The sequence below is a fragment of the Rhodanobacter sp. ANJX3 genome, from assembly GCF_014200755.1.
Lineage (GTDB): Bacteria > Pseudomonadota > Gammaproteobacteria > Xanthomonadales > Rhodanobacteraceae > Rhodanobacter.
On the sequence record NZ_JACHCM010000003.1, the window covers coordinates 504957 to 524428 of the forward strand.

Annotated in this window: 17 protein-coding genes and 1 tRNA gene; 6 read left to right on the forward strand and 12 right to left on the reverse strand. The window is 64.8% G+C overall.

The window, feature by feature from the left end; genetic code table 11:
- Positions 1 to 5: 5 nt before the first annotated feature.
- Together prmC and HDE76_RS10815 are read right to left on the reverse strand one after the other, a co-directional pair.
- On the reverse strand, positions 6 to 827 hold the full coding sequence (gene prmC, locus HDE76_RS10810; RefSeq protein ID WP_184507325.1) for a peptide chain release factor N(5)-glutamine methyltransferase: 822 nt from the start codon (positions 825 to 827) through the stop codon (positions 6 to 8).
- Positions 820 to 4980, reverse strand: a complete 4161-nt coding sequence (locus HDE76_RS10815) for a hypothetical protein (RefSeq protein WP_184507328.1) — start codon at positions 4978 to 4980, stop codon at positions 820 to 822. The genes prmC and HDE76_RS10815 overlap by 8 nt, the downstream gene beginning before the upstream one ends.
- Before the next feature lie 211 nt (positions 4981 to 5191).
- Here HDE76_RS10815 and HDE76_RS10820 point away from each other — a divergent pair, with 211 nt between their 5' ends.
- On the forward strand, positions 5192 to 6124 hold the full coding sequence (locus HDE76_RS10820; RefSeq protein ID WP_184507331.1) for an alpha/beta hydrolase: 933 nt from the start codon (positions 5192 to 5194) through the stop codon (positions 6122 to 6124).
- Positions 6125 to 6210: 86 nt separating this feature from the next.
- Here HDE76_RS10820 and HDE76_RS10825 read toward each other — a convergent pair whose 3' ends face one another.
- The 3 genes from HDE76_RS10825 to HDE76_RS10835 all read right to left on the reverse strand — a co-directional run bounded on the left by HDE76_RS10825 (position 6211) and on the right by HDE76_RS10835 (position 10299).
- The gene (locus HDE76_RS10825; RefSeq protein WP_184507334.1) at positions 6211 to 8892 is read right to left on the reverse strand and encodes a M1 family metallopeptidase; all 2682 of its coding nucleotides are present in this window, start codon (positions 8890 to 8892) and stop codon (positions 6211 to 6213) included.
- A gap of 167 nt (positions 8893 to 9059) precedes the next feature.
- The gene (locus HDE76_RS10830; protein WP_184507337.1) at positions 9060 to 9599 is read right to left on the reverse strand and encodes a carboxymuconolactone decarboxylase family protein; all 540 of its coding nucleotides are present in this window, start codon (positions 9597 to 9599) and stop codon (positions 9060 to 9062) included.
- Positions 9600 to 9759: 160 nt separating this feature from the next.
- Positions 9760 to 10299 (reverse strand): peroxiredoxin, encoded by a 540-nt coding sequence (locus tag HDE76_RS10835; protein WP_179477711.1) that lies wholly within the window; start codon positions 10297 to 10299, stop codon positions 9760 to 9762.
- Positions 10300 to 10489: 190 nt separating this feature from the next.
- On the opposite strand from HDE76_RS10835, the gene HDE76_RS10840 reads away from it, so the two are divergent.
- Both HDE76_RS10840 and HDE76_RS10845 read left to right on the forward strand, forming a co-directional pair.
- The gene (locus tag HDE76_RS10840) at positions 10490 to 11434 is read left to right on the forward strand and encodes a LysR substrate-binding domain-containing protein (protein WP_179477712.1); all 945 of its coding nucleotides are present in this window, start codon (positions 10490 to 10492) and stop codon (positions 11432 to 11434) included.
- A gap of 69 nt (positions 11435 to 11503) precedes the next feature.
- Positions 11504 to 12106, forward strand: a complete 603-nt coding sequence (locus tag HDE76_RS10845; protein WP_184507340.1) for a hypothetical protein — start codon at positions 11504 to 11506, stop codon at positions 12104 to 12106.
- A gap of 41 nt (positions 12107 to 12147) precedes the next feature.
- Here the strand turns inward: HDE76_RS10845 and HDE76_RS10850 are convergent, their stop codons facing one another.
- Together HDE76_RS10850 and HDE76_RS10855 are read right to left on the reverse strand one after the other, a co-directional pair.
- Entirely contained in the window at positions 12148 to 12666 is a 519-nt protein-coding gene (locus HDE76_RS10850) for an adenine phosphoribosyltransferase (RefSeq protein WP_184507343.1), read from the reverse strand.
- 66 nt (positions 12667 to 12732) lie between these two features.
- Positions 12733 to 13011, reverse strand: a complete 279-nt coding sequence (locus HDE76_RS10855; RefSeq protein WP_179477715.1) for a DUF2007 domain-containing protein — start codon at positions 13009 to 13011, stop codon at positions 12733 to 12735.
- 134 nt (positions 13012 to 13145) lie between these two features.
- On the opposite strand from HDE76_RS10855, the gene HDE76_RS10860 reads away from it, so the two are divergent.
- The 3 genes from HDE76_RS10860 to HDE76_RS10870 are packed head-to-tail and all read left to right on the forward strand — an operon-like array spanning position 13146 to position 16209.
- A complete protein-coding gene (locus HDE76_RS10860) occupies positions 13146 to 14921 on the forward strand; it encodes a glutamine--tRNA ligase/YqeY domain fusion protein (RefSeq protein ID WP_184507346.1) in 1776 nt (591 codons plus the stop codon).
- Between the two features lie 14 nt (positions 14922 to 14935).
- Positions 14936 to 15496 carry a nucleoside deaminase gene (locus tag HDE76_RS10865; protein WP_184507349.1) on the forward strand — a complete coding sequence of 187 codons (561 nt, stop codon included), beginning with the start codon at positions 14936 to 14938 and terminating at the stop codon, positions 15494 to 15496.
- Positions 15493 to 16209: a VTT domain-containing protein gene (locus HDE76_RS10870; RefSeq protein WP_179477718.1), complete on the forward strand. Its 717-nt coding sequence runs from the start codon at positions 15493 to 15495 to the stop codon at positions 16207 to 16209. Before HDE76_RS10865 ends, HDE76_RS10870 begins: the two co-directional genes overlap by 4 nt.
- 65 nt (positions 16210 to 16274) lie before the next feature.
- Here the strand turns inward: HDE76_RS10870 and HDE76_RS10875 are convergent.
- The 5 genes from HDE76_RS10875 to pal form a co-directional block, all read right to left on the reverse strand.
- Positions 16275 to 16350, reverse strand: a tRNA-Lys gene (locus tag HDE76_RS10875).
- Between the two features lie 61 nt (positions 16351 to 16411).
- Positions 16412 to 17098 carry a 7-cyano-7-deazaguanine synthase QueC gene (queC, locus tag HDE76_RS10880; RefSeq protein WP_184507352.1) on the reverse strand — a complete coding sequence of 229 codons (687 nt, stop codon included), beginning with the start codon at positions 17096 to 17098 and terminating at the stop codon, positions 16412 to 16414.
- A 138-nt stretch (positions 17099 to 17236) separates the two neighbouring features.
- On the reverse strand, positions 17237 to 17929 hold the full coding sequence (queE, locus tag HDE76_RS10885; protein ID WP_184507355.1) for a 7-carboxy-7-deazaguanine synthase QueE: 693 nt from the start codon (positions 17927 to 17929) through the stop codon (positions 17237 to 17239).
- A 10-nt stretch (positions 17930 to 17939) separates the two neighbouring features.
- The gene (ybgF, locus tag HDE76_RS10890; protein ID WP_184507358.1) at positions 17940 to 18728 is read right to left on the reverse strand and encodes a tol-pal system protein YbgF; all 789 of its coding nucleotides are present in this window, start codon (positions 18726 to 18728) and stop codon (positions 17940 to 17942) included.
- Positions 18729 to 18779: 51 nt separating this feature from the next.
- Positions 18780 to 19292 (reverse strand): peptidoglycan-associated lipoprotein Pal, encoded by a 513-nt coding sequence (gene pal, locus HDE76_RS10895; protein ID WP_179477722.1) that lies wholly within the window; start codon positions 19290 to 19292, stop codon positions 18780 to 18782.
- Positions 19293 to 19472: the final 180 nt, after the last annotated feature.

Sequence of the window (19472 nt, forward strand, 5' to 3'; positions counted from 1 at the left end):
CTTTATCAAACGCGCCCGCCGCTCACGCGGTCACGCTGCTCCAGATCCTGCGCGGTAAACACCTTGATGTAACCCGCCGCTTCCAGCAGCTTGCGCACGGCTTCGCCCTGATGCCAGCCGTGTTCGAGCAGCAGCCAGCCGCCGGGCTCCAGATGCGCGAGCGCGTCGGTAATGATGCGGCGAATATCGTTCAGGCCGTCCTTGCCGGAGACCAGCGCACTCGCCGGCTCGAAGCGCAGATCGCCGCGCGCGAGATGCGGATCGTTGGCTTCGATGTACGGCGGATTGGAAACGATCAGCGCGAACCGCTGAAAGATCAGCGGCGTCAGCCAGTCACCCTGGACAAAGTCGATATTGGCGATGCGCAGGCGTCTGGCGTTATTGATCGCTACCGCCAGCGCGGCGGCGCTGGCGTCCGTGGCCGTGACGCCGGCCTGAGGACGCGCGCTGGCAATCGCCAATGCAATCGCACCGCTGCCGGTGCCCAGATCCGCCACCTGTGCGGTCGTGCCGCGCGGCAGGCGTTCCAGCGCCAGCTCGACCAGGAGTTCGGTTTCGGGCCGGGGAATCAGCGTATCCGGCGTCACCTCCAGATCCATCGACCAGAAGCCGCGGCGACCCGTGATATACGCCACCGGCTCGCCCTTCACCCGCCGCTCGACCAGCGCGGCATAAGTCGTCTGGACGTCTATATCCACCTCATCGTCGGCATGCGAAATAAACCAGCTGCGCGATTTCCCCAGCGCATGCAGCAGCAATATCTCGGCATCGATGCTCTCGTCGAGACGCTGCATGGCGTCGGTCAGCACGCTGCGCACATCAGACATTCGGCGACTCCTCGTTCACGGGCGGGATGGACGGTAGCGGGGGAGCAACGGCGACCGGCGGCTGCCGCCAGTAGCCGCCGCTGGACCATGCCTCGAAGCCCCAGCGCAGCCAGCCGATCAAGGCATTGGCCAGCCACAGCGCCCAGGCCAGCATCGCCAGCTTGTAGACCCACAACGACACGCTGAGCACGCCGCCCGTCGGCAGTGCATCGGCGGTCTGGTCGGCAAACCAGTGCAGCCGCCACGCGCTGGAGTCGTTGCCGGCCACATGCATGTCAGGTAGGCCGAGCAAACCCTTGGGCACGGCCGATACCAGCACGAGCAGCGACAGCAACGTGAGAATCGCCAGCCCCAGCTGCATGAGATTGAACGTGGGCCGGCCGAGTCGGGTTGACGCGATACCGCGGGCGCGCAAACCGAGCAGGATCAGCCACAGCACGACCAGGGCATACGCGCTCCAGGCAAAAGCGGAAAACCCCAGCCCCAGCAGCAGCCAGTGATGAAACCGCAGCGGCGTGGGCGCATAGCGCGCAAGCAGCCAAGACGCCAACAGCAGTACGACCAGCTGCGACCAGTACAGTACCGCCGGGCCGGCGGTCGGGCCCCACGTCCACAGCACCCAGCGATCCTGCGGCAATTGCAGGTTGAGATCGATATTTGCGGATGGCGCATGCAGCGCAAAAGCCGGCGCGCGTGTTTGCAACGCGATGCCGTCCGGTACGCGCAGCCGCAGCGCATAGGTGTGTTCGCCCGGCAGCAGCGGCAGGCTCAGTTTGCCATCGCGAATGGCGAGATTGATCGCTGCATCGTCGCGCTTCGCCTCGATCAATTCGGCGCCGCTCGGTAGGCTGATGGCATGCTCGCCGCCGCGGGTGCTGCGTGCCAGCAGGGTCAGGGTGCTTTCTGTCACGCGCTCGCCAACAGCGCTGTCCAGTTGCACGTGATCGAAGGCGAGGCTGTCGCCCTGGATGGCCGTCGGCTGGCTCAGCACCAGTTTCAGCGTTTCGCCGGGCAGCGGCTGATACCGCAGCCCCTCGTCGCTCGCGCTGGTCGGTACACCCGTAGCCTCCACGTGCCACATCGGCGCGGTATTGATCAGCCAGACCTCGGCCCGCTCGCCCAGCGCCGGCGCCTTCAGCGACAGTGTTGCGTTGTGATCGAGCCGGCTGGTCCAGCGCACGGTATCGGTGCCGGCGCTGAAAGTGACATGGATGCGACCGTCGTTGACCAGCGCGTCGTCGCCCAGCGGATGCTCGCCGGGCAGCAGCGGCAGTGTGGTGCTGGAGCCACCCTCTTTCGGCGCGATTCGTTCGGCCACGTTTTCCACAGTCCAGTCCAGGCCCAGCGCCAGGCTACGGGTGAGCCGCACGTAAGGTGGAAAGCTTTGCGCGGGCGCGGAATCCTTGCTGGCGCCGGCGGCAGGCAGGCGATTGAGCGCAAGGCTATCGCCCAGCATGCGGCCGGCATCGACGCCATCGAGCGACCAGCCGGCGCCGTCGAACGCGATATGCTGCGGCGGCAGCTCAAAGCGCAGGCTCACGCTTTGCGCGTCGCCTGCGCGATAGTGCAAGCCGATCTTGTGCACGCCGCGATCGAGCCTCAGCACCAGCTGATCGGCGCGACGGGCCAGCGGTGCGCCGGGGTGTCCATCCACACTGACGTCGACCAGCGGCAGCGCATCGTCGGTTTGCGGCAGCGGCAGCGCGGTCGGTGCGCCGATATGTGCCTCAAGCATAACGTCGAGGCCGTCGTCACTTGCCTGCAGCTGCGCCTGGGCGATCTGCGCACACGTGGGCGCGCACGGCGGCGCCTCGGTAAGGCGCGTGCGCAGCTGATCGAGCAGCCGCTGGTCCGGCAGGCTTTGCGCGCGCGCCATGTGCGGCACGATGGCCAGCGCCAGCAGCGCAGCACCCATGGCTCCACGGCCGCGCAGGAAGCTCAACGATCCACGGAGCGGCGGCAGCAAGAACAGCGCCAGTCTGGCCAACAGGGCGGCCAGCAAGGCGACTGTCAGCACGCGCAGCACGCGTACCAGCCACGAGGGTGCGATCACCAGCCGCGTGGTCTGTTCGGCCGTCACCGGACCCGACCAGCCCAGATGATAATCGTTGCCCTGATCCCAGCGCGGCATGCCGACGCCGGCCTGAATCAGGTCCGGATTGCTCTGCTCCCGGGCGACCTGTGTGGCGGGTGAGATTCGAGAAGCGGTGTCTGCCGACCCCAACATGTACTGCCCATGTGAGCGTCCATCGGCATCTTCCGAAACGGATTTGCTGGCCATGGCCGACGATGGCGTCGCTTCGCTGTCCATCGGCGCAGGGGCCGGCGGCGAGACAGGCATACCACCGACGATCCTGGGAGCAGGAGGCGGCGGCATCACGGCGTTCTGACTGACCTCTTCCACCGCCATGGCCGCGTTTTCGACGTTTGAAACTGTCGAACTCTCCAACTGCGGATGCAGCGCATACTGCAGCTGCGTCGACGCGAACGGCAAGGTCCACAGCACGGTCAGCGCGAACAGCACGACCGCAGCCACGCGTGCGCCCACGCGCAGACGTCCCTCCGGCAGCGCCTGCATCAGCAGCGACAAGGCGATGGCCATGGCAAGCGTCCAGCGCGGCGCGCCGTCCTCGTGCTGTGCCAATGCCAGAAACACCACGGCGAGCACGGCCCAGGGCCAGCCCAGCAGGCGGCCGGCCAGCAAGGCGATCACCGCGACCACGAACAGATCGAGCAGGCTCCACTGCGCTATCCAGGAGTCGGGCGAGCGATCCGCGCCGATGGCGCCGAGTAACCGATAACCCTGCGGCAGGTGCAGCGTAGCGTCGATGCCTTCCAGCGGCAGCCGCCAGCCCGCGCTGGGCACGGCACCGCTGTGGCTTGGCAAACGCAGGCCGGCGCTGAGGTCGATCTTCTGCTGACGCACTTCGACGCCGCTGCGGCCGTCCGCACTTTTGCTGATCAGCAGGGGTTCGTCGCCCTGCGAGGCGCGCTGCAGTTGCCACGGCGCGGCCACATCCAGCCGCTGATGATGGCGAAGATCGCCGCTGAGGCGATCGGCAATACTCAGGCCGCCGCCATCGAAGTCGAGCCACAGTTCGCGCTGCAGATGCAGCTGCGCGCCCTGGCCGCCTTCGTCGCCGCGCGTGCCCTGTTCGATCGCGAGCCCATCGGTATCGTCGAGCGCGAACGCCGGCAGCGTGCGCCAGTCGTCCGGCACGCCGGCCTGCACCGCATCGGCCGCGCGACCGTCGACACGCGTACCGCGCAGGTCGCTGTCGTCGGCATAACTCCAGATTTCCTGCCGAGGCCACGGTGCGCCAGGCAGCTTCAGGGAGATCGTGCGCAACGCATCAGTGTGGCGCGCCAGCAGGGTGACGGTCCATTGGCCCGGCCGCAGCTGCACGCGCAGGCGGCCGTCGTTTTCCAGCCGCGCCGGCAGATCGCCCGCGAGCGCCGTGGCGACAAAACCGGTTGGCAGTGCGGGACCGAGCAGCTGCTCGCGCGCGCTGCCGGTCACGTTGAATTGCAGCTGGGTTTCCAGCGTCGCCGGCAGACCATCCTGCAAGCGTCGATAGACGCGCAGCGACAGCGCGTCCGCCGCGCGCTGTGCCGAGGCGGCTTCGCCGAGGGTGAGCTGATCGCCCTGACGTTCGACGCGATTCACCACGGCGCCGTCGACGCTCAGCGTGATCAGACCGATCGCCGCGGGCACGCGCAGTCGCGGCGGCCGCGCAGTCCACGGCAGCGCGCCCTGCACTTTGTAGTCGCTCGCCGCCAGCCACAGCATCGGCTGGCCGTCGTGCGCCATGACGGTGGCCGGCTGGTTGTTGACGCTGACCTGCTGCGGCCAGTTTCTGACATCGCCCGGCAAGGCAATCCAGCTGGGCGCATCCACATGCACATCGACACTGAAGCGGCCGCCGTCGCTGCCGGCATCTAGCCTCAGCCGGCCGGGCCATGCGCACTGGAAGCTCTCGGGATTCGGCATCTGGTTGGCGAGAAACGGACAGTCATGCCGCGGCACGCCGTGCAGCACCCAGCCCTGCCAATCGCGCAGCGGCGGCGGAATATCCTGTGCCGAGGCCGGTCGTGCCAGCAGCCAGCCGAACAGCACGCAAAAGCACAGCAACGCCAACGACCGACGATCCATTCCCATTCTCCCCATGTCAGCTTCCGTCATGCCTGCGCTCCCTGCTCGATACCTGTGGCGGCACAGTGTAGGCGGAACACGGCTGCTATACAGCGGCGCCTGCATCCTGCCTCGACGCCGTCACGTATGTAGAGGCTCTTGCTGCGGCCGGTGCTGCCGCCGCTTCGAGAACATGTCCGCGCCGCCGCGCTACCGGAATTGAAGGAACCGCATGCCGTCCAAAAACAACATCACCTCTGTGCGCAAGCGCCCCGGACTGCTGGCGGCGATCGCGCTGGCGCTCGGTGCCGGCCTGTTGGCCGGTTGCCAAGCGACGTTTTTCGCCGGGCTCAACGCGACCAGCCGGCACGGCGACGTGGTCATCGACCACGACGTGAGGTTCGATCCGGAACATGGCCTGGCGATGGACATCTATCGCCTGCCGCATACCGAGCACGCGCCGGTGGTGGTCTATTTCTACGGCGGCAGCTGGAAATCCGGCAAGCGCCAGTGGTATCGCTTTGTCGGCGAGGCGCTGGCCAGGCGTGGCCTGGTGGTGATGATTCCGGACTACCGGCTGTGGCCGACAGTGAAACTGGACGGCTTTATGCAGGACGGCGCCCGCGCTGTGGCATGGACGCATGCGCACGCCGGCGAATACGGCGGCGACAGCAACGAACTGTTCGTGATGGGTCACTCCGCCGGCGCGCACATCGCGGCCTTGCTGGCCACCGACGATGAGTGGCTGGCTGCCGACGGCATGCACGCGAAGCAGCTGGCGGGCTTTATCGGCCTGGCCGGACCGTACGATTTCCTGCCGCTGAAGGATCCGGATTTCGTCGACATGTTCGGCTCCACGCACGAAGCGCAGCTGCGCTCGCAGCCGGTGCATTTCGTCAACGGCGACGAACCGCCGATGCTGCTGTTGCAAGGCACGACCGACAAGATCGTGTGGCCGCGCAATACGCTTTCGCTGGCGGCGGCGATGCGCCGCGAGCACGAACCGGTGCAGGTGAAACTGTATCCGGACATCGGCCACTTCGCGTTGCTGTTTTCCCTGTCGCAGCAGTTCCGCGGCAAGGCACCGGCGCTGAACGACACGGTGAACTTCATCCAAGCGCAGGTGAGTCAGCGGCGTCAGGCGGCAGCACCGACGGCACCCTAAAACGGAATGTCACCATAAAAAACGCCGGGCGTTGAAGCCCGGCGTTCTTGTTTGCGGCGGCCGGTCTCAGCCGAACATCCAAACGATTAGCGCAGGATCGATGCCGGATCCTGTTTGGCCTTGAGCGCACTGCATAGCTGGATCGATTCACTGGTCTGCGCCAGGCCGCGGTCGATGCCCGCCGCATCTTTCAGACGCGGCTTGAAGAAGGCCTGTAGACGATCCACCTCGGCGGTCGAACAGCCGCCGCCCGCTGCAAAGCGTGGCAGAGCACCACCGGCGAAGCTGCCCGTGCGCGCCAAAATCTGCGGGTAGTGCGCAGTAAACCAGAACCACAGCGCATCACGCTGTACCTGCGTATCGCGACCACCACGCACCAGCGACGCCATCTCGCCGACCTTGACCGGCTTGGTCAGGGCAAAATCGCGCACTTCGTTGGTCAGCGCGGGGTCTTCGACGCTGGCCAGCCCGGCCAGCATGCTGTTGCGCAGCGCCGCATCGCTGGTCTGCGGCAGTTCGGCGATCAGCGCGTCGACCACCGGCTTACCCTGCTCCTGCACCGCTACGCCCAGCGCGTCACCGAGCAGATCGGGATCGGCCGCGGAGAGATTCAGACGTCCATTCGGCTGACGCTCGAGCGCGGCCTCGCCCTGCTTGAGCAACTCGGCGCGCACTTCGGGCAGCTTGTACTGCAGGCCCAGCGCACCGGCCAGCGCGCTGCGCAGCAGCGCATCATCGCCAGACTCGCCGTCCTTGCGCTGATAGCCGAGCTGCTGCAGGCGCGGCAGGTAGGCGTCCTTCACCCATGCGGCAAGTTTGCTGCGCTGGGCGTCGGTGCTGGCTTCGTTGCGGTAAATCCATTCGACCTGATCGAGCGGCGCGGTCGCCACCACCAGAATCGTCGACGACGTCAGCGGCTTCAGCGCAGCCAGCGCGTCGCCGGCATCGATATCGCCATGCCGGAAGCTGGCGTCGATGGCGTCGGCATAGGCCAGCTGCTCGGCGTCGCTGAGCTGGCCGACATGAGCGGTCAGATCGCTCAGCTCCTGCTTGCCGAGACTGAAGCGGTAATAGCCGCTGGCATTGGCGTTGGGCATGATCCAGGTCGGCTGGCTGGCGCCCGGAAGCACCATGCTGCCGCTGGCCTTGGCGAGCACGTCGCAGCTCACCTTGCTGCCATCGGCAGTACCGTAGCGCACGCATACCGGAATGCCCCACACGCGCTTGCTGTCGCCGGTGCTCCCGACCGGCAGGAAGCGACTCTGGCTGAGTTTCAGCACGGTCTTGCCGCCCTGCTGCTCCAGCGACGTCTGTACATACGGCACGCCGGACTGGTCAAGGAAGCTGTTGAAGGCCTGCTTGAAATCGTTGCCCTTGCCGGCAGCCGCGGCGATCGAGGACACCAGATCGTCCGCCACCGCGTTCCCGAACTTATGCTTCTGGATATACGCCTGCATGCCCTTCTGGAAGGTCTTTTCGCCCACGTAGTTTTCGAACATGCCGATAACGCTGGCGCCTTTCTGATAGGTAATGCCGTCGAAGGCAGTTTCGATGTCGCCATTGCCGGTGATCGGCTGGCGGATCTTGCGCGCGCTGACCAGGCTGTCGTTGGCCATGGCGCCCTGCGCGCCGGTGACGCGGTCGAGATCGGCGCGGTATTCCGGATGCACCTGCTCGGTCACCTTCTGCTGCATCCAGGTGGCAAACGCTTCGTTGAGCCAGATGTCGTTCCACCATTCCAGCGTCACCGTATCGCCGGTCCACTGGTGCGCCAGCTCGTGCGCGGTGACGTTGAACGAGTTGCGCACGTTGCGCGCCGGGGAATCCTTATCCAGCAGCAGCAGCCAGTCGCGGAAGGTGACCAGCCCCGCGTTTTCCATCGCGCCGGCGGAGAAGTCTGGCGCGGCCAGCACGTCGAGCTTGTCCCACGGATAACCGAAGCCGTAATAGTTTTCCAGCGCATGGATGATGCTGGGCGTTTCGCCCAGCACATGCTGCATGCGATGCGCCTCGCCATCGGAAGCGATGCCGCGCAGCGGCAGCGGCGTGGTGCGGTAGGCATCCGGCGAAATATCCGGCGCCGTGGCGATGCTCCACGGACCGACGCCGAAGGCGACTAGATAAGTCGGCAACGGCAGCGTCGGCGCGAAGTCGAGCGTCTTCCAGCCGGCTTCGGCCTTGGTTTCCTTCACCTGCTGAGTGTTGGCGACCGCGGTGTCCTTGTCGGGAATCGTCAGGCTGATGGTGAACGGCGTCTTGAAGCCCGGTTCGTCGAAACTCGGAAAGGCGAAGCGCGCGCTGATCGGCTCCATCTGCGTCATCGCGTAGGGCTGTCCCTTGGCCGAGACCTTATACAGGCCCTGCAGCTGCGCGTTGAGCGGCGCGGTGTAATCAAAGGTCAGCGTCAACGTCTGCGGCTTCAGCGTGCTGCCGAAATCCACGCGGGCCACGCCGGCCTTCGCATCGGCCACGGTGTAGGTGCCGACATGCGTGGCGCCTGCCGCGTCAGTGACGGCGACCTTCGACACCTTCAATTCGGCACCGTCCAGCCACAGGTGATCGGAAGCTTTGGAGAGCTTGACGGTAATGTTGGTGGTGCCGGAAAAATCCTCCCGTGCCGGATCGACCTTGAACGACAGCGCATACGACTGCGGCACCGCCCACTGCGGCAGCCTGCCCTGCGGCACCTGATCGGTGGTGGCGGCAAACGCGGCAGCACAGCAGCTGGCCAAAGCCGTGAGCAGAAGAGGACGAACAAAACGACGCATGGAAGACCCCGGTACCGAACAAGTAAACACCCACGCTAAGCGGCGCATGACTTTCGACACAGTGCCAGAAGGCATGCCCGGGTAGCGCCCGCGCACAAAAAAACCCCGGCCATCGCTGACCGGGGGCGTCTGTGTTGCCTGGCTCAATGCGGCATCGCTGTGGCGAATCAGCCGGCTACGTCGGCCTGCTCGAGCGCCACGGCCACCGCGTGGATGACGGCAGCGATGCGTGCGGCGCTCTGGATCGGTTGCGCCGACAGGCCATGCTTGCGCAAGGTCTTTTCGTGCGACTCCAGGCACATGCCGCAGCCATTGACCGCCGACACGGCCAGCGAGGCCAGCTCGAAGTCGACCTTGTCGCCACCGGGATTGGCCATCGCATTCATGCGCAGGTTGGCGCGCAGCGTGCCGTACTCGGCATCGCCAACCAGATGGATGAAGCGGTAGTAGATGTTGTTCATGCCCATGATCGACGCAGCCACGCGCGCGCCTTTGAGCTCGTCTTCGCTGGCATGCTGCACGGCCAGTTCGTTGATGGCCGCGGTCAGCGGCTTGTAGCGCGACGCGATCGCCGAAGCCAGCGCGATCACCACGATCTGCTTCTGGCTCAGGCCGGGCGCGCCGCCCTCGGTCAGCACCGACTCGAGATTGAGGCGCAGGTCCTTGGCATAGTCGGGCAGCTGGCTTTTCAGATCGGCAAGACTCATGGAACACCTCGGTAAAATTTCGGGAGTAGATAAAAATTCGGGGCAAAAAAAACCGGCGGCGAAGCGAACCTCGCCGCCGGTGCCCGCGCGTCAGCGGGGGAGGGACAAACTCTGACGCGCGGGGTCTTGCGAGCAATCGACCGTCGGCATGCGCCGGCTATCAGGCAACCTGCAGGGTCTCTTCACCCTTGCTCCAGTTGCACGGGCACAGCTCGTCGGTCTGCAGGGCATCCAGCACGCGCAGCACTTCCTGCGGGTTGCGGCCGACCGAACCGTCGGTGACGTAGACGAAGCGGATGATGCCGTCCGGATCGACCAGGAAGGTAGCGCGCTGCGCCACGCCGTCGTCGCCCAGGATGCCCAGAGCCGAGGTCAGGTCTTTCTTGATGTCGGCCAGCATCGGGAACGGCAGGTCGCGCAGATCCTTGTGATCCTTGCGCCAGGCCAGATGCACGAACTCGCTGTCGGTGCTGGCAGCCAGCACCTGGCAGTCGCGGTCGGCGAACTGGCTGTTCAGGTCGCCGAAGCCCTTGATTTCGGTCGGGCAGACGAAGGTGAAGTCCTTCGGATAGAAAAACACCAGCAGCCACTTGCCCTTGTAGGTGCCATTGTCGATCGGAGCGAAAGCCTTCTCGACGCTCTCGGTGGAGACGGTCGCGAGGAGGTTGAACTGCGGAAACTTGTCGCCGATGGTCAGCATGGTTTTTCTCCAATGATGGGGGGGGGTGTGGCAAATTGACGCCCTGCAGAACAGGTGGCTATTTTTTGAGCAGCCATCCCATTTGCAGCGTGTCGCGATGCACCATGCTACGCAGACGACGCAGATTGTTCAAATTGATGGTTTACATCACAATCATAGGCGACGACTATCACGGCAATCGACTCCGCCCATGAATCTGCGCGACCTGCACTACCTCGTAGCTCTGGCCGAACACCGCCATTTCGGCCGCGCCGCCGAGGCCAGCTTCGTCAGCCAGCCGACCCTGTCGACCCAGATCAAAAAGCTTGAAGAGGAACTCGGCGTGACGCTGGTCGAACGCATGCCGCGCAAAGTGTTGCTCACTGAAACCGGTCGCGAAATTGCGCGCCGCGCACGCATGGTGCTGGCCGAGGTCGACGAGATCAAGGCCACTGCTCAGCGTACGCGCGACCCGGAAGCCGGCACCCTGCGGCTGGGCATCTTCCCTACCCTCGGGCCCTACCTTCTGCCCCATGTAATACCTCTGCTGCGCCACCGTTTTCCGCGGCTGGAGCTGCTGCTGACCGAGGGCAAGACCGAGAACATCATCCACATGCTGCGCGACGGTTCGCTCGACGCCGGCATTCTGGCGCTGCCGCTGCACGAGGATTCGCTGCATTCGGAGTTTCTGTTTGAAGAACCGTTCGTGCTCGCCGTGCCGAACAACCATGCGCTGGTGAAACAGAAGGGCCGGCTCAAGCTGTCCGACCTGGCCGCGGAACGGCTGCTGCTGCTTGAGGACGGCCACTGTTTGCGCGATCAAGCGCTGGAAGTGTGCCAGCTCGCCGGCGCCGGCGAAAAAACCGGTTTCCGCGCGACCAGCCTGGAAACCTTGCGGCAGATGGTGGCCGCCAACGTGGGCATCACCCTGCTGCCCACGCTGGCGACCAAACCGCCGATGGCACGCACCGACAACGTGCATCTGATCGAATTCGCCGGCCATCCGCCGAGCCGGCGTATCGCCATGGTATGGCGCAAGAGTGCCTCGATGACCGGCTTTCTCACGCGTCTGGCCAAGGTGTTCCAGGAACTGCCGCCGGAGCTGTTTGTGCCGGGGATCGAGGCGGCCAGAAAGGCGAAGCGGGCCAAGGACTGATTTCGCCGCGGTCGAACCCGTGTACCGCTCCAGCGCGTCATTCAGCCCACCGGCAAAGGCCAGAGCGTCATGCGTCGATTACTGATCGCCCTTTTGGCCTTGCTGGTTGGCTGGGGAGCCCTCTCCCACTGGCGCCATCGCGCGGTAACGCCTCCCGCGGGCGTGCTGGCGCCAGATGTGCCACTGCAGGAGGATTTCGGCGCCGATGCGCCGGTTCTGCAGAAGGACGATGTCACCCTCACCACGCGCGCGCACTTCGTGGTGACCGCACGCGTGCTTTCCCGCGAAAACTATTCGTGGGGCGCCGATGCCAAGCTGATCCCCGAAGACCTAGCGCTCGGTTGGGGCCGCATGTCGGACAGCGCCGTGCTGGCCAATATCAAGATCACGCAGTCCGATCGTTTTTATTACTGGCGCGTCGAACAGTTTCCGATTCCCCGCCGCGAGATCGAAACCTCCAGCGCCAACATGCACATGATCCCGGCCGATGCCGGCGTCAAATACGAACTCGAGCACGTACGCGTCGGCCAAGTGGTGCACTTCGAAGGCTTTCTGGTCGATGCCAGCCGTCCGGACGGCTGGCGCTGGAAAACCTCGATGACGCGAGACGATGTGGGTGCTGGCGCGTGCGAGCTGGTGTATGTGGAACAGTTCGCTGTCGTGAAGCCTTAGCGTCCATCCGGCGGCGATGTCGGGGCTCGATTCGCTCAACGTCAGTAGTGAACCAGACTGTGCAGAGGCGAGTCGTGCGGCCAGCGGCTTCGTCCATCGAGTGCATCGAGCTCGATCAGGACGCTGGCGCCCGCCACCTCGCCGCCCAGCCGCCCGACCAATGCATGCGCGGCGGCCAGCGTGCCGCCAGTCGCCAGCACATCATCGACGATCAGCGCACGCTGCCTGGGCAGAAGCAGGCCGGTGCTGGCTTCGAGCCGATCGCTGCCGTACTCCAGCCGATAATCCACCGTCACGACCGGCGGCGGCAACTTGCCGGGCTTGCGCAGCGGCACAAAGCCGACCCCCAGCTTCTGCGCCAGCGCCACGCCGACGATGAAGCCGCGCGCCTCGATGCCGCAAACCACATGCACGCGCTGGTCTTCCCAAGGCTCCGCCAGCGCATCGATACATCGGGCAAAGGCCCGACTGTTGGCCAACAGCGGCGTGATATCGCGAAAGGTCACTCCGGCAACGGGGAAGTCCGGAACGGCGCGAATCAAAGGGGCAATATCGTTCATGGCTGATGGCTTACCGCGCTGGCTGCGCGGCCTGATCTGGGTGGGATAAAACGGCTTAGCCGGCGGCTAGCAGAACGCAGCCAGTGGATCGTCCGGCGCATCCTCCCGCGCCTTCATCGCCAGCCTCGCCTCGCTCAGCTGCGCCTCCACGTCTCTGACGATATCGCTGGCCGAAGGCAGGCTCGATTCGGGCACCATCACGGCGATGTAATCCATGGCCGGCAGCTGGCCGACGGCGCCGGTCAGGTATTCGCCAGCGATGAAAGCCGGAATGTCCTCAGCCTCCAGCGCATCCTTCACCAGATGGGCGTCAAACAGGTTGGCGGCACGATAAATGATCTGCATGCCTCGAAAGCTAACCCCCGCAGGACCGATCGGCAAGCCGTACCGCGACTCCCCGGCACGGCCGCTTTCTGCGCCCGGTGGCAGCGACAGGGTAAACTGGCACGTTTCCGCTACTGCCCGCGAGTTTTTGCACGATGTCGACCGAAAACCTCACCGTCGAACCTGTCATCCCGGCCACATCGAACGGGACGCCGACCGTGCAGCAGAATTTCATCCGGCAGATCGTGCGCGACGATCTCGCCTCCGGCAAGCACCGCGCCATCCACACGCGCTTTCCGCCGGAGCCCAACGGCTATCTGCACATTGGCCACGCCAAGGCGATCTGCCTGAATTTCGGCATCGCCGGCGAGTTCAAGGGCTGGTGCAATCTGCGCCTGGACGATACCAACCCCGGCAAGGAAGACCCCGAATTCGTCGAAGGCATCAAGGACGACGTGCAGTGGCTCGGCTTCGAATGGCACGACCTGCGTCATGCCTCGGACTATTTCGAGGTGATGTACCGCGCCGCCTTGAAGCTGATCGAGGACGGCAAGGCGTATGTCGACGATCTCAACGCCGAAGAAATGCGCGAGTACCGCGGCACGCTGACCGCCGCCGGGCGCAATTCGCCGCACCGCGAGCGCAGCGTCGAGGAAAACCTCGACCTGTTCCGCCGCATGCGCGCGGGCGAATTCGCCGACGGCAGCAAGACGCTGCGCGCGAAGATCGACATGGCCTCCGGCAACATGAACATGCGCGACCCGGCGATCTACCGCATCCGCAAGATCGCCCACCAGAACACCGGCAACGCGTGGCCGATCTATCCGATGTACGACTACGCGCACTGCCTGTCCGACGCGCTGGAAGGCATTACGCACTCGCTGTGCACGCTGGAATTCGAGGATCACCGCCCGCTGTACGACTGGTTTGTCGACAGCGTCGATCTGCCGAACCATCCCGAATTGTGGACGTCGCTGCTCGACGCCGGCGTACGCACGCAGCCGGCCAAGCCGCGGCAGATCGAATTCTCGCGCCTCAACCTCAGCTATTGCATCACCAGCAAGCGCAAGCTGGCGCAGCTGGTCGCGGAAAACTTCGTCGATGGCTGGGACGACCCGCGCATGAACACGCTGCGCGGCCTGCGTCGCCGGGGCTTCACGCCGGCCGGGCTGCGCCTGCTGATCGAGCGTGTGGGCGTGAGCAAGCAGAACAGCGTGATCGACTACGCGATCCTGGAAAACTGCATCCGCGAAGATCTCGACGTCACCGCGGCACGGCGCATGGCCGTGCTCGATCCGCTCAAGCTGGTGATCGCCAACCTGCCCGCGGATCACGAAGAAACGCTGCGCTTCGCCAATCACCCGAAGGACGAAAGTTTCGGGCAGCGCGACGTGCCCTTTTCGCCCGCGCTGTGGATCGAGCGCGAGGATTTCGCCGAAATCCCGCCGAAGGGCTTTCATCGCCTGAAGCCCGACGGCGAAGTGCGCCTGCGCGGTGTCGGCATCATCAAGTGCGAGCAGGTGATCAAGGACGCTGACGGCCGTGTGACAGAGCTGCATTGCACGCTCGATCCGGAAACGCGCCATGGCATGCCCGGCGCGGACCGCAAGGTCAAGGGCACGATCCACTGGGTCAGCGCCAAGCATGCGGTGGCCACCGAGGTCCGCATCTACGATCGTCAGTTCAATGTCGCCGCGCCCGAAAGCGAGGAAGACGGCAAGACCTGGCTGGAGCACATCAACCCGCAGGCCAAGCGCGTGGTGCACGCGTGGCTGGAACCGGCCGCGGCAAACGTCGCGCCGGAACAGCGCTTCCAGTTCGAGCGTCTGGGCTATTTTGTCGCCGACCGCGTCGACCATCAGCCCGCGAAACCGGTATTTAACCGCACTGTCACCTTGCGTGACAGCTGGGCGAGGCAAGCTGGGCAGTAAAGGGAGGGAACGTCATGCTTCCACTGCAGATCCATCTGACCTTGCCGCCCTGGATGGGCGATGTCGTCGATATGGGCCGCGCTTACCTCGGCGATGAAGAGCGCGTCGGGCTGGCGATCGAGCTGTCGCGGCGCAACGTGGCCGAGCGAAGCGGCGGTCCTTTCGGCGCGGCCGTTTTCGATGCGGCGAATGGACGTCTGATTTCCATCGGCGTCAATCGCGTGGTGCCCCAAAGCTGCTCGGTAGCCCATGCGGAAATCATGGCGCTGATGGTGGCGCAACAACGCCTGACACAGCACCGCTTGAATCAGGACGGTGGCCGCTACGTGCTAGCCACCAGCGCACAGCCGTGCTGCCAGTGCTACGGCGCCACGGTGTGGGCCGGCATCGACGAGCTGCTGATCGGCGCCCGCGCCGACGATGTCGAGGAACTCACCGAGTTCGACGAAGGCCCGCTGCCGAACGACTGGATCGGTGAACTGGCGCGGCGCGGCATCGCCGTACGTCGCGACATTCTGCGCGATCGCGCCCGCGCGGTGCTGGCCGATTACGGCGCCAACGGTACGCCGTATTGAATCGCCTGCGCGCCTCGCTACCGCTTATCCTGCTGATACTGGCCGGTATCGTGCTGTTCGCGTCGGGCGCGCTCGATCGGTTCACACCGCAGCGGCTGGTCGCACATCAGGCCCAGATCCATGCGCACATTGCCGCGCATCCGTGGCTAAGTCGGCTGGTCTTTGTCGGCCTGCTCACGCTGACCACCTGCACCGGCATTCCTGGTGCCATCATCGTGATCCTCGCCGGGGGTTTCGCCTTCGGCGTCGTCGAAGGCACGCTGTGTTCATCGATCGCGCTGACGCTGGGCTCGCTGGTTCTCTTTCTCGCCAGCCGCTATGCGTTTGGTGCAGGCAACCGCCAGGCGCCGGCTATCGTGGCGAAACTGCATCACGGATTCGAGTGTCATCCGGTGAGTTACACGCTGTTTCTGCGCTTCCTGCCTATTCTGCCGTTCGGCGGCGTCACCGTCGGACTCGCCTGGCTGCGCTGTCCGCTGTGGTTGTTCATCGGCGCGACCTGGCTGGGCGGTACGATCACGCTGATTTTCGAAACCTCGATCGGCGCCGGCATCGGCACGGTGCTCAGCCAGAGCACGAGCTTCAGCATGGATCTTTTCATGCATCGCGAAGTGCTGCTGCCATCGGCCGCACTTGCCGTGCTGGCGCTGCTGCCGCTGTTGATCGAGCGGCTGACGCGTCGTTACCGAAAGACCGGCCGATCTGCGCAGTGATCCGGCGCGACTCGACGGCGACGTCGAGAGCTCACGAAAAAGGCGCCCTGAGGCGCCTTGAAAGTTGGTGGGTCGTCCGGGATTCGAACCCGGGACCAATAGATTAAAAGTCTACTGCTCTACCAACTGAGCTAACGACCCGACTAGCGAAAGCCAGCCCGCGATTTTACGGTCTGGGGCGCATCGGCACAAGCAGCCCCGCTCACACGTAGCGGGTGGGATCGGGCATTCCGGCATCACGGAAGCCCTGCGCACGCAGCCGGCAAGCGTCGCAGTGGCCGCAGGCGCGACCTTCGCTGTCGGCGTTGTAGCAGCTGACGGTCGCGGAAAAATCGATGCCGAGGCGCCGACCCTCGCGCGCGATATCGGCCTTGCCCATACGCATCAGCGGCGCGTGGATGCGCATGCCCGCACCCTCCACGCCGGCCTTGGTCGCCACATTGGCCAGTGTTTCGAAGGCTTCGATAAAGGCGGGACGACAGTCCGGATAGCCGGAATAGTCCACCGCGTTGACGCCGCACCAGATGTCGCTGGAGCCCAGCACTTCGGCCCAGCCCAGCGCGATCGACAGCATGATGGTGTTGCGCGCAGGCACATAGGTCACCGGGATATCGGTGTTGTCCACGGCATCCAGCGGCACGTCGATGTCGGCGGTCAGCGCGGAACCGCCGATGCTGCGCAAATCCACCGTCACCGTTTTATGTTCCACCGCGCCGAGCATGCTCGACACGCGCGCCGACGCGGCCAGCTCGGAGCTGTGACGCTGTCCGTAGGCGACGCTGAGCGCGTACACCCGGTAGCCCTGCTCGCGCGCCAGCGCGATGGTGACAGCCGAGTCCATGCCGCCGGAGACCAGCACGACGGCGCGAGGTAGAGATTTTTCTGACATGAGATGTTCCATACGATGCTGACCGGTCACCGGCCACGAACGCCACCGGCAGCACAGGCCGGCGCGCGGTTTTTACCGGCGCTTGCGGCAACATCGCCACAGCGCGGATTTGCTGATCTTCGCGTTAGAACGCGCAAATCATTTTCCGGCCGCATCGTCCCAAAGCAGCTTGTGCAGCTGCAGCTGGAAACGCACCGGCAGCTTGTCTTCGATGATCCACTCGGCCAGATCGCGCGGCTGCACCGAACCATGCACGGGCGAGAACAGCACCATGCAGCGCTGCGCCAGCGCGTGTTCCTCCAGCATCGCGCGCGACCACTCGTAATCGGCGCGGCTGGCGATCACGATCTTGATCTGATCGTGCGGCAGCAGGTGATCGAGGTTCGACCAGAGATTGCGCCCGCTCTCGCCGGAATCGGGCGCCTTCAAATCCATCACCTTGCGCACGCGCGGATCGACCGGCGCCACGTCGATCGCGCCGGAGGTTTCCAGCGACACGTCATAGCCGGCATCGCACAGTTTCTTCAGCAGGATCAGGCAACGCTTCTGCGACAGCGGCTCACCGCCGGTAACGCACACATGCCTGACGCCATGCCTGGCGACCTCGGCGAGAATGTCGTCGATCGCGTGCCAGTCGCCGCCGTAGAACGAATATTCGGTATCGCACCACACACAGCGCAGTGGACACCCGGTCAGGCGCACAAACACTGTGCGCCAGCCGATCGCATCGGCCTCGCCCTGGATCGAGTGGAAAATCTCGGTGATGCGCAGCCGTTCGGCGACGGGCGAGGCTGGCGTGGCGGAGACCACGCGGGCGTTTTCAGCGCTCACCCCCACGGCCTCAGTTGGCCGAGGACTGCTGGATCTGACGCAGCCGTTCCTTGGCCAGGCTCGCCGCCTTGGAACCGGGATACTTGCTGCCTACCGCCGTCAACGTGGCCTTTGCCTGCGGCACCTGCTTCAGCTCGATCTGGCAGTAGCCCAGCTTGAGCAAGGCATCCGGCGCCTTTTCACTTTGCGGAAACTGCGTCAGCAGATGCTGGAACGCCTCGACCGCGACGGGGTAATTCATCGTGGCGTAGTACGACTCGCCCAGCCAGTAGAAAGCGTTGGGCGTCAGCGCATCGCTCGGGTATTTCTGGATGAAGCCGCGAAAATCGCGCGAGGCCGATACGTAGTCGCCGGCACGAATCGCCTTGAAGGCGACATCGTAAGCCGCCGCTGCACCGGGATCGGCGGCAGGGGGGCTGGCGGCGGCACCGGCGGCTGGCGCGGCAGCGGCCGGCGCAGGATTCTGGGGTGGCGCGGGAGGATTGTTGGCCGGCGGCTTGGCGGCATTGGCGCCGGCGCCGTTTTCGAGTCGACTCAGACGGGCATCGATATCGCCGTACTGGGCTTTGTTCTTGTCGTCGAGCTGTTGCTGGCTGTGCTGCAGTTCCTCGATCTGACCCTGCAGCTGCTGCACCTGAGCCTGCAGTTGCTGCATCTGGTTGACCATGCCGATGCCGCCCTGGTCCTTGTTCTGTGCCTGTTGCTCCAGTCGCGTGACGCGGTCGGCGAGACTCAGACGCGAGTCCTGCGCGATGGCCGCGGACGCAAAAAACATGGCGGACGCTAACGCGCCCGCCATGCTTGTTCTGGCTGCAAAGCTGATAGCCAGTTTCTTCTTCATGCGTGCTGATTACTCGGCGGTGTAGACGATCTCGACGCGACGATTCTTGCTCCAGCAATCCTCGTTGTGCTCGCGGCAGACCGGCTTCTCTTTGCCGTTGCTGATCACGTTGATCTGGCTGGCCGAACCGCCGGCAGCTGTCAACGCATCGGAGACAGCTTTGCCGCGACGCTCGCCGAGGCCCAGGTTGTACTCACGCGTGCCGCGCTCGTCGGTGTTGCCTTCCAGACGCATCTGCGAGGTCGGACGGTCCTGCAGGTACTTCGCGTGGCAAGCCACGATCTGCTGGAACTCCGGCTTGATCTCGGTCTGGTTGAAATCGAAGTACACCACGCGCTGGCGCAGGCAGGCGTCGGTTTCCAGGTCGCCCAGCTTGTATTTGCCGGCGGTGTTGTCACCCTGGCTCATCGCGCTGTTGTCGACGGGGGCCGGCTGAGCGGTGGGCTTGACGGCTTTCTTGGAGCAGGCAGCCGCGCTGACGCACAGCAGAGCGACCAGGGCAATACGTACGGTCTTATTCATGGTGACATTCCTTAACGGTTGAGTTTCCGACAACGATGACGATGGGTACCGGGACAGCGACGCCGGTGGGCCGGCTGTTATTTTGACACTACTGTGAGCGCGATTGTGCATCATCTTGCGCAACCACGCGAGACGACCACGACACAGTGAAGTGTCGCGGCCGAAATAAAACGTTCGCAG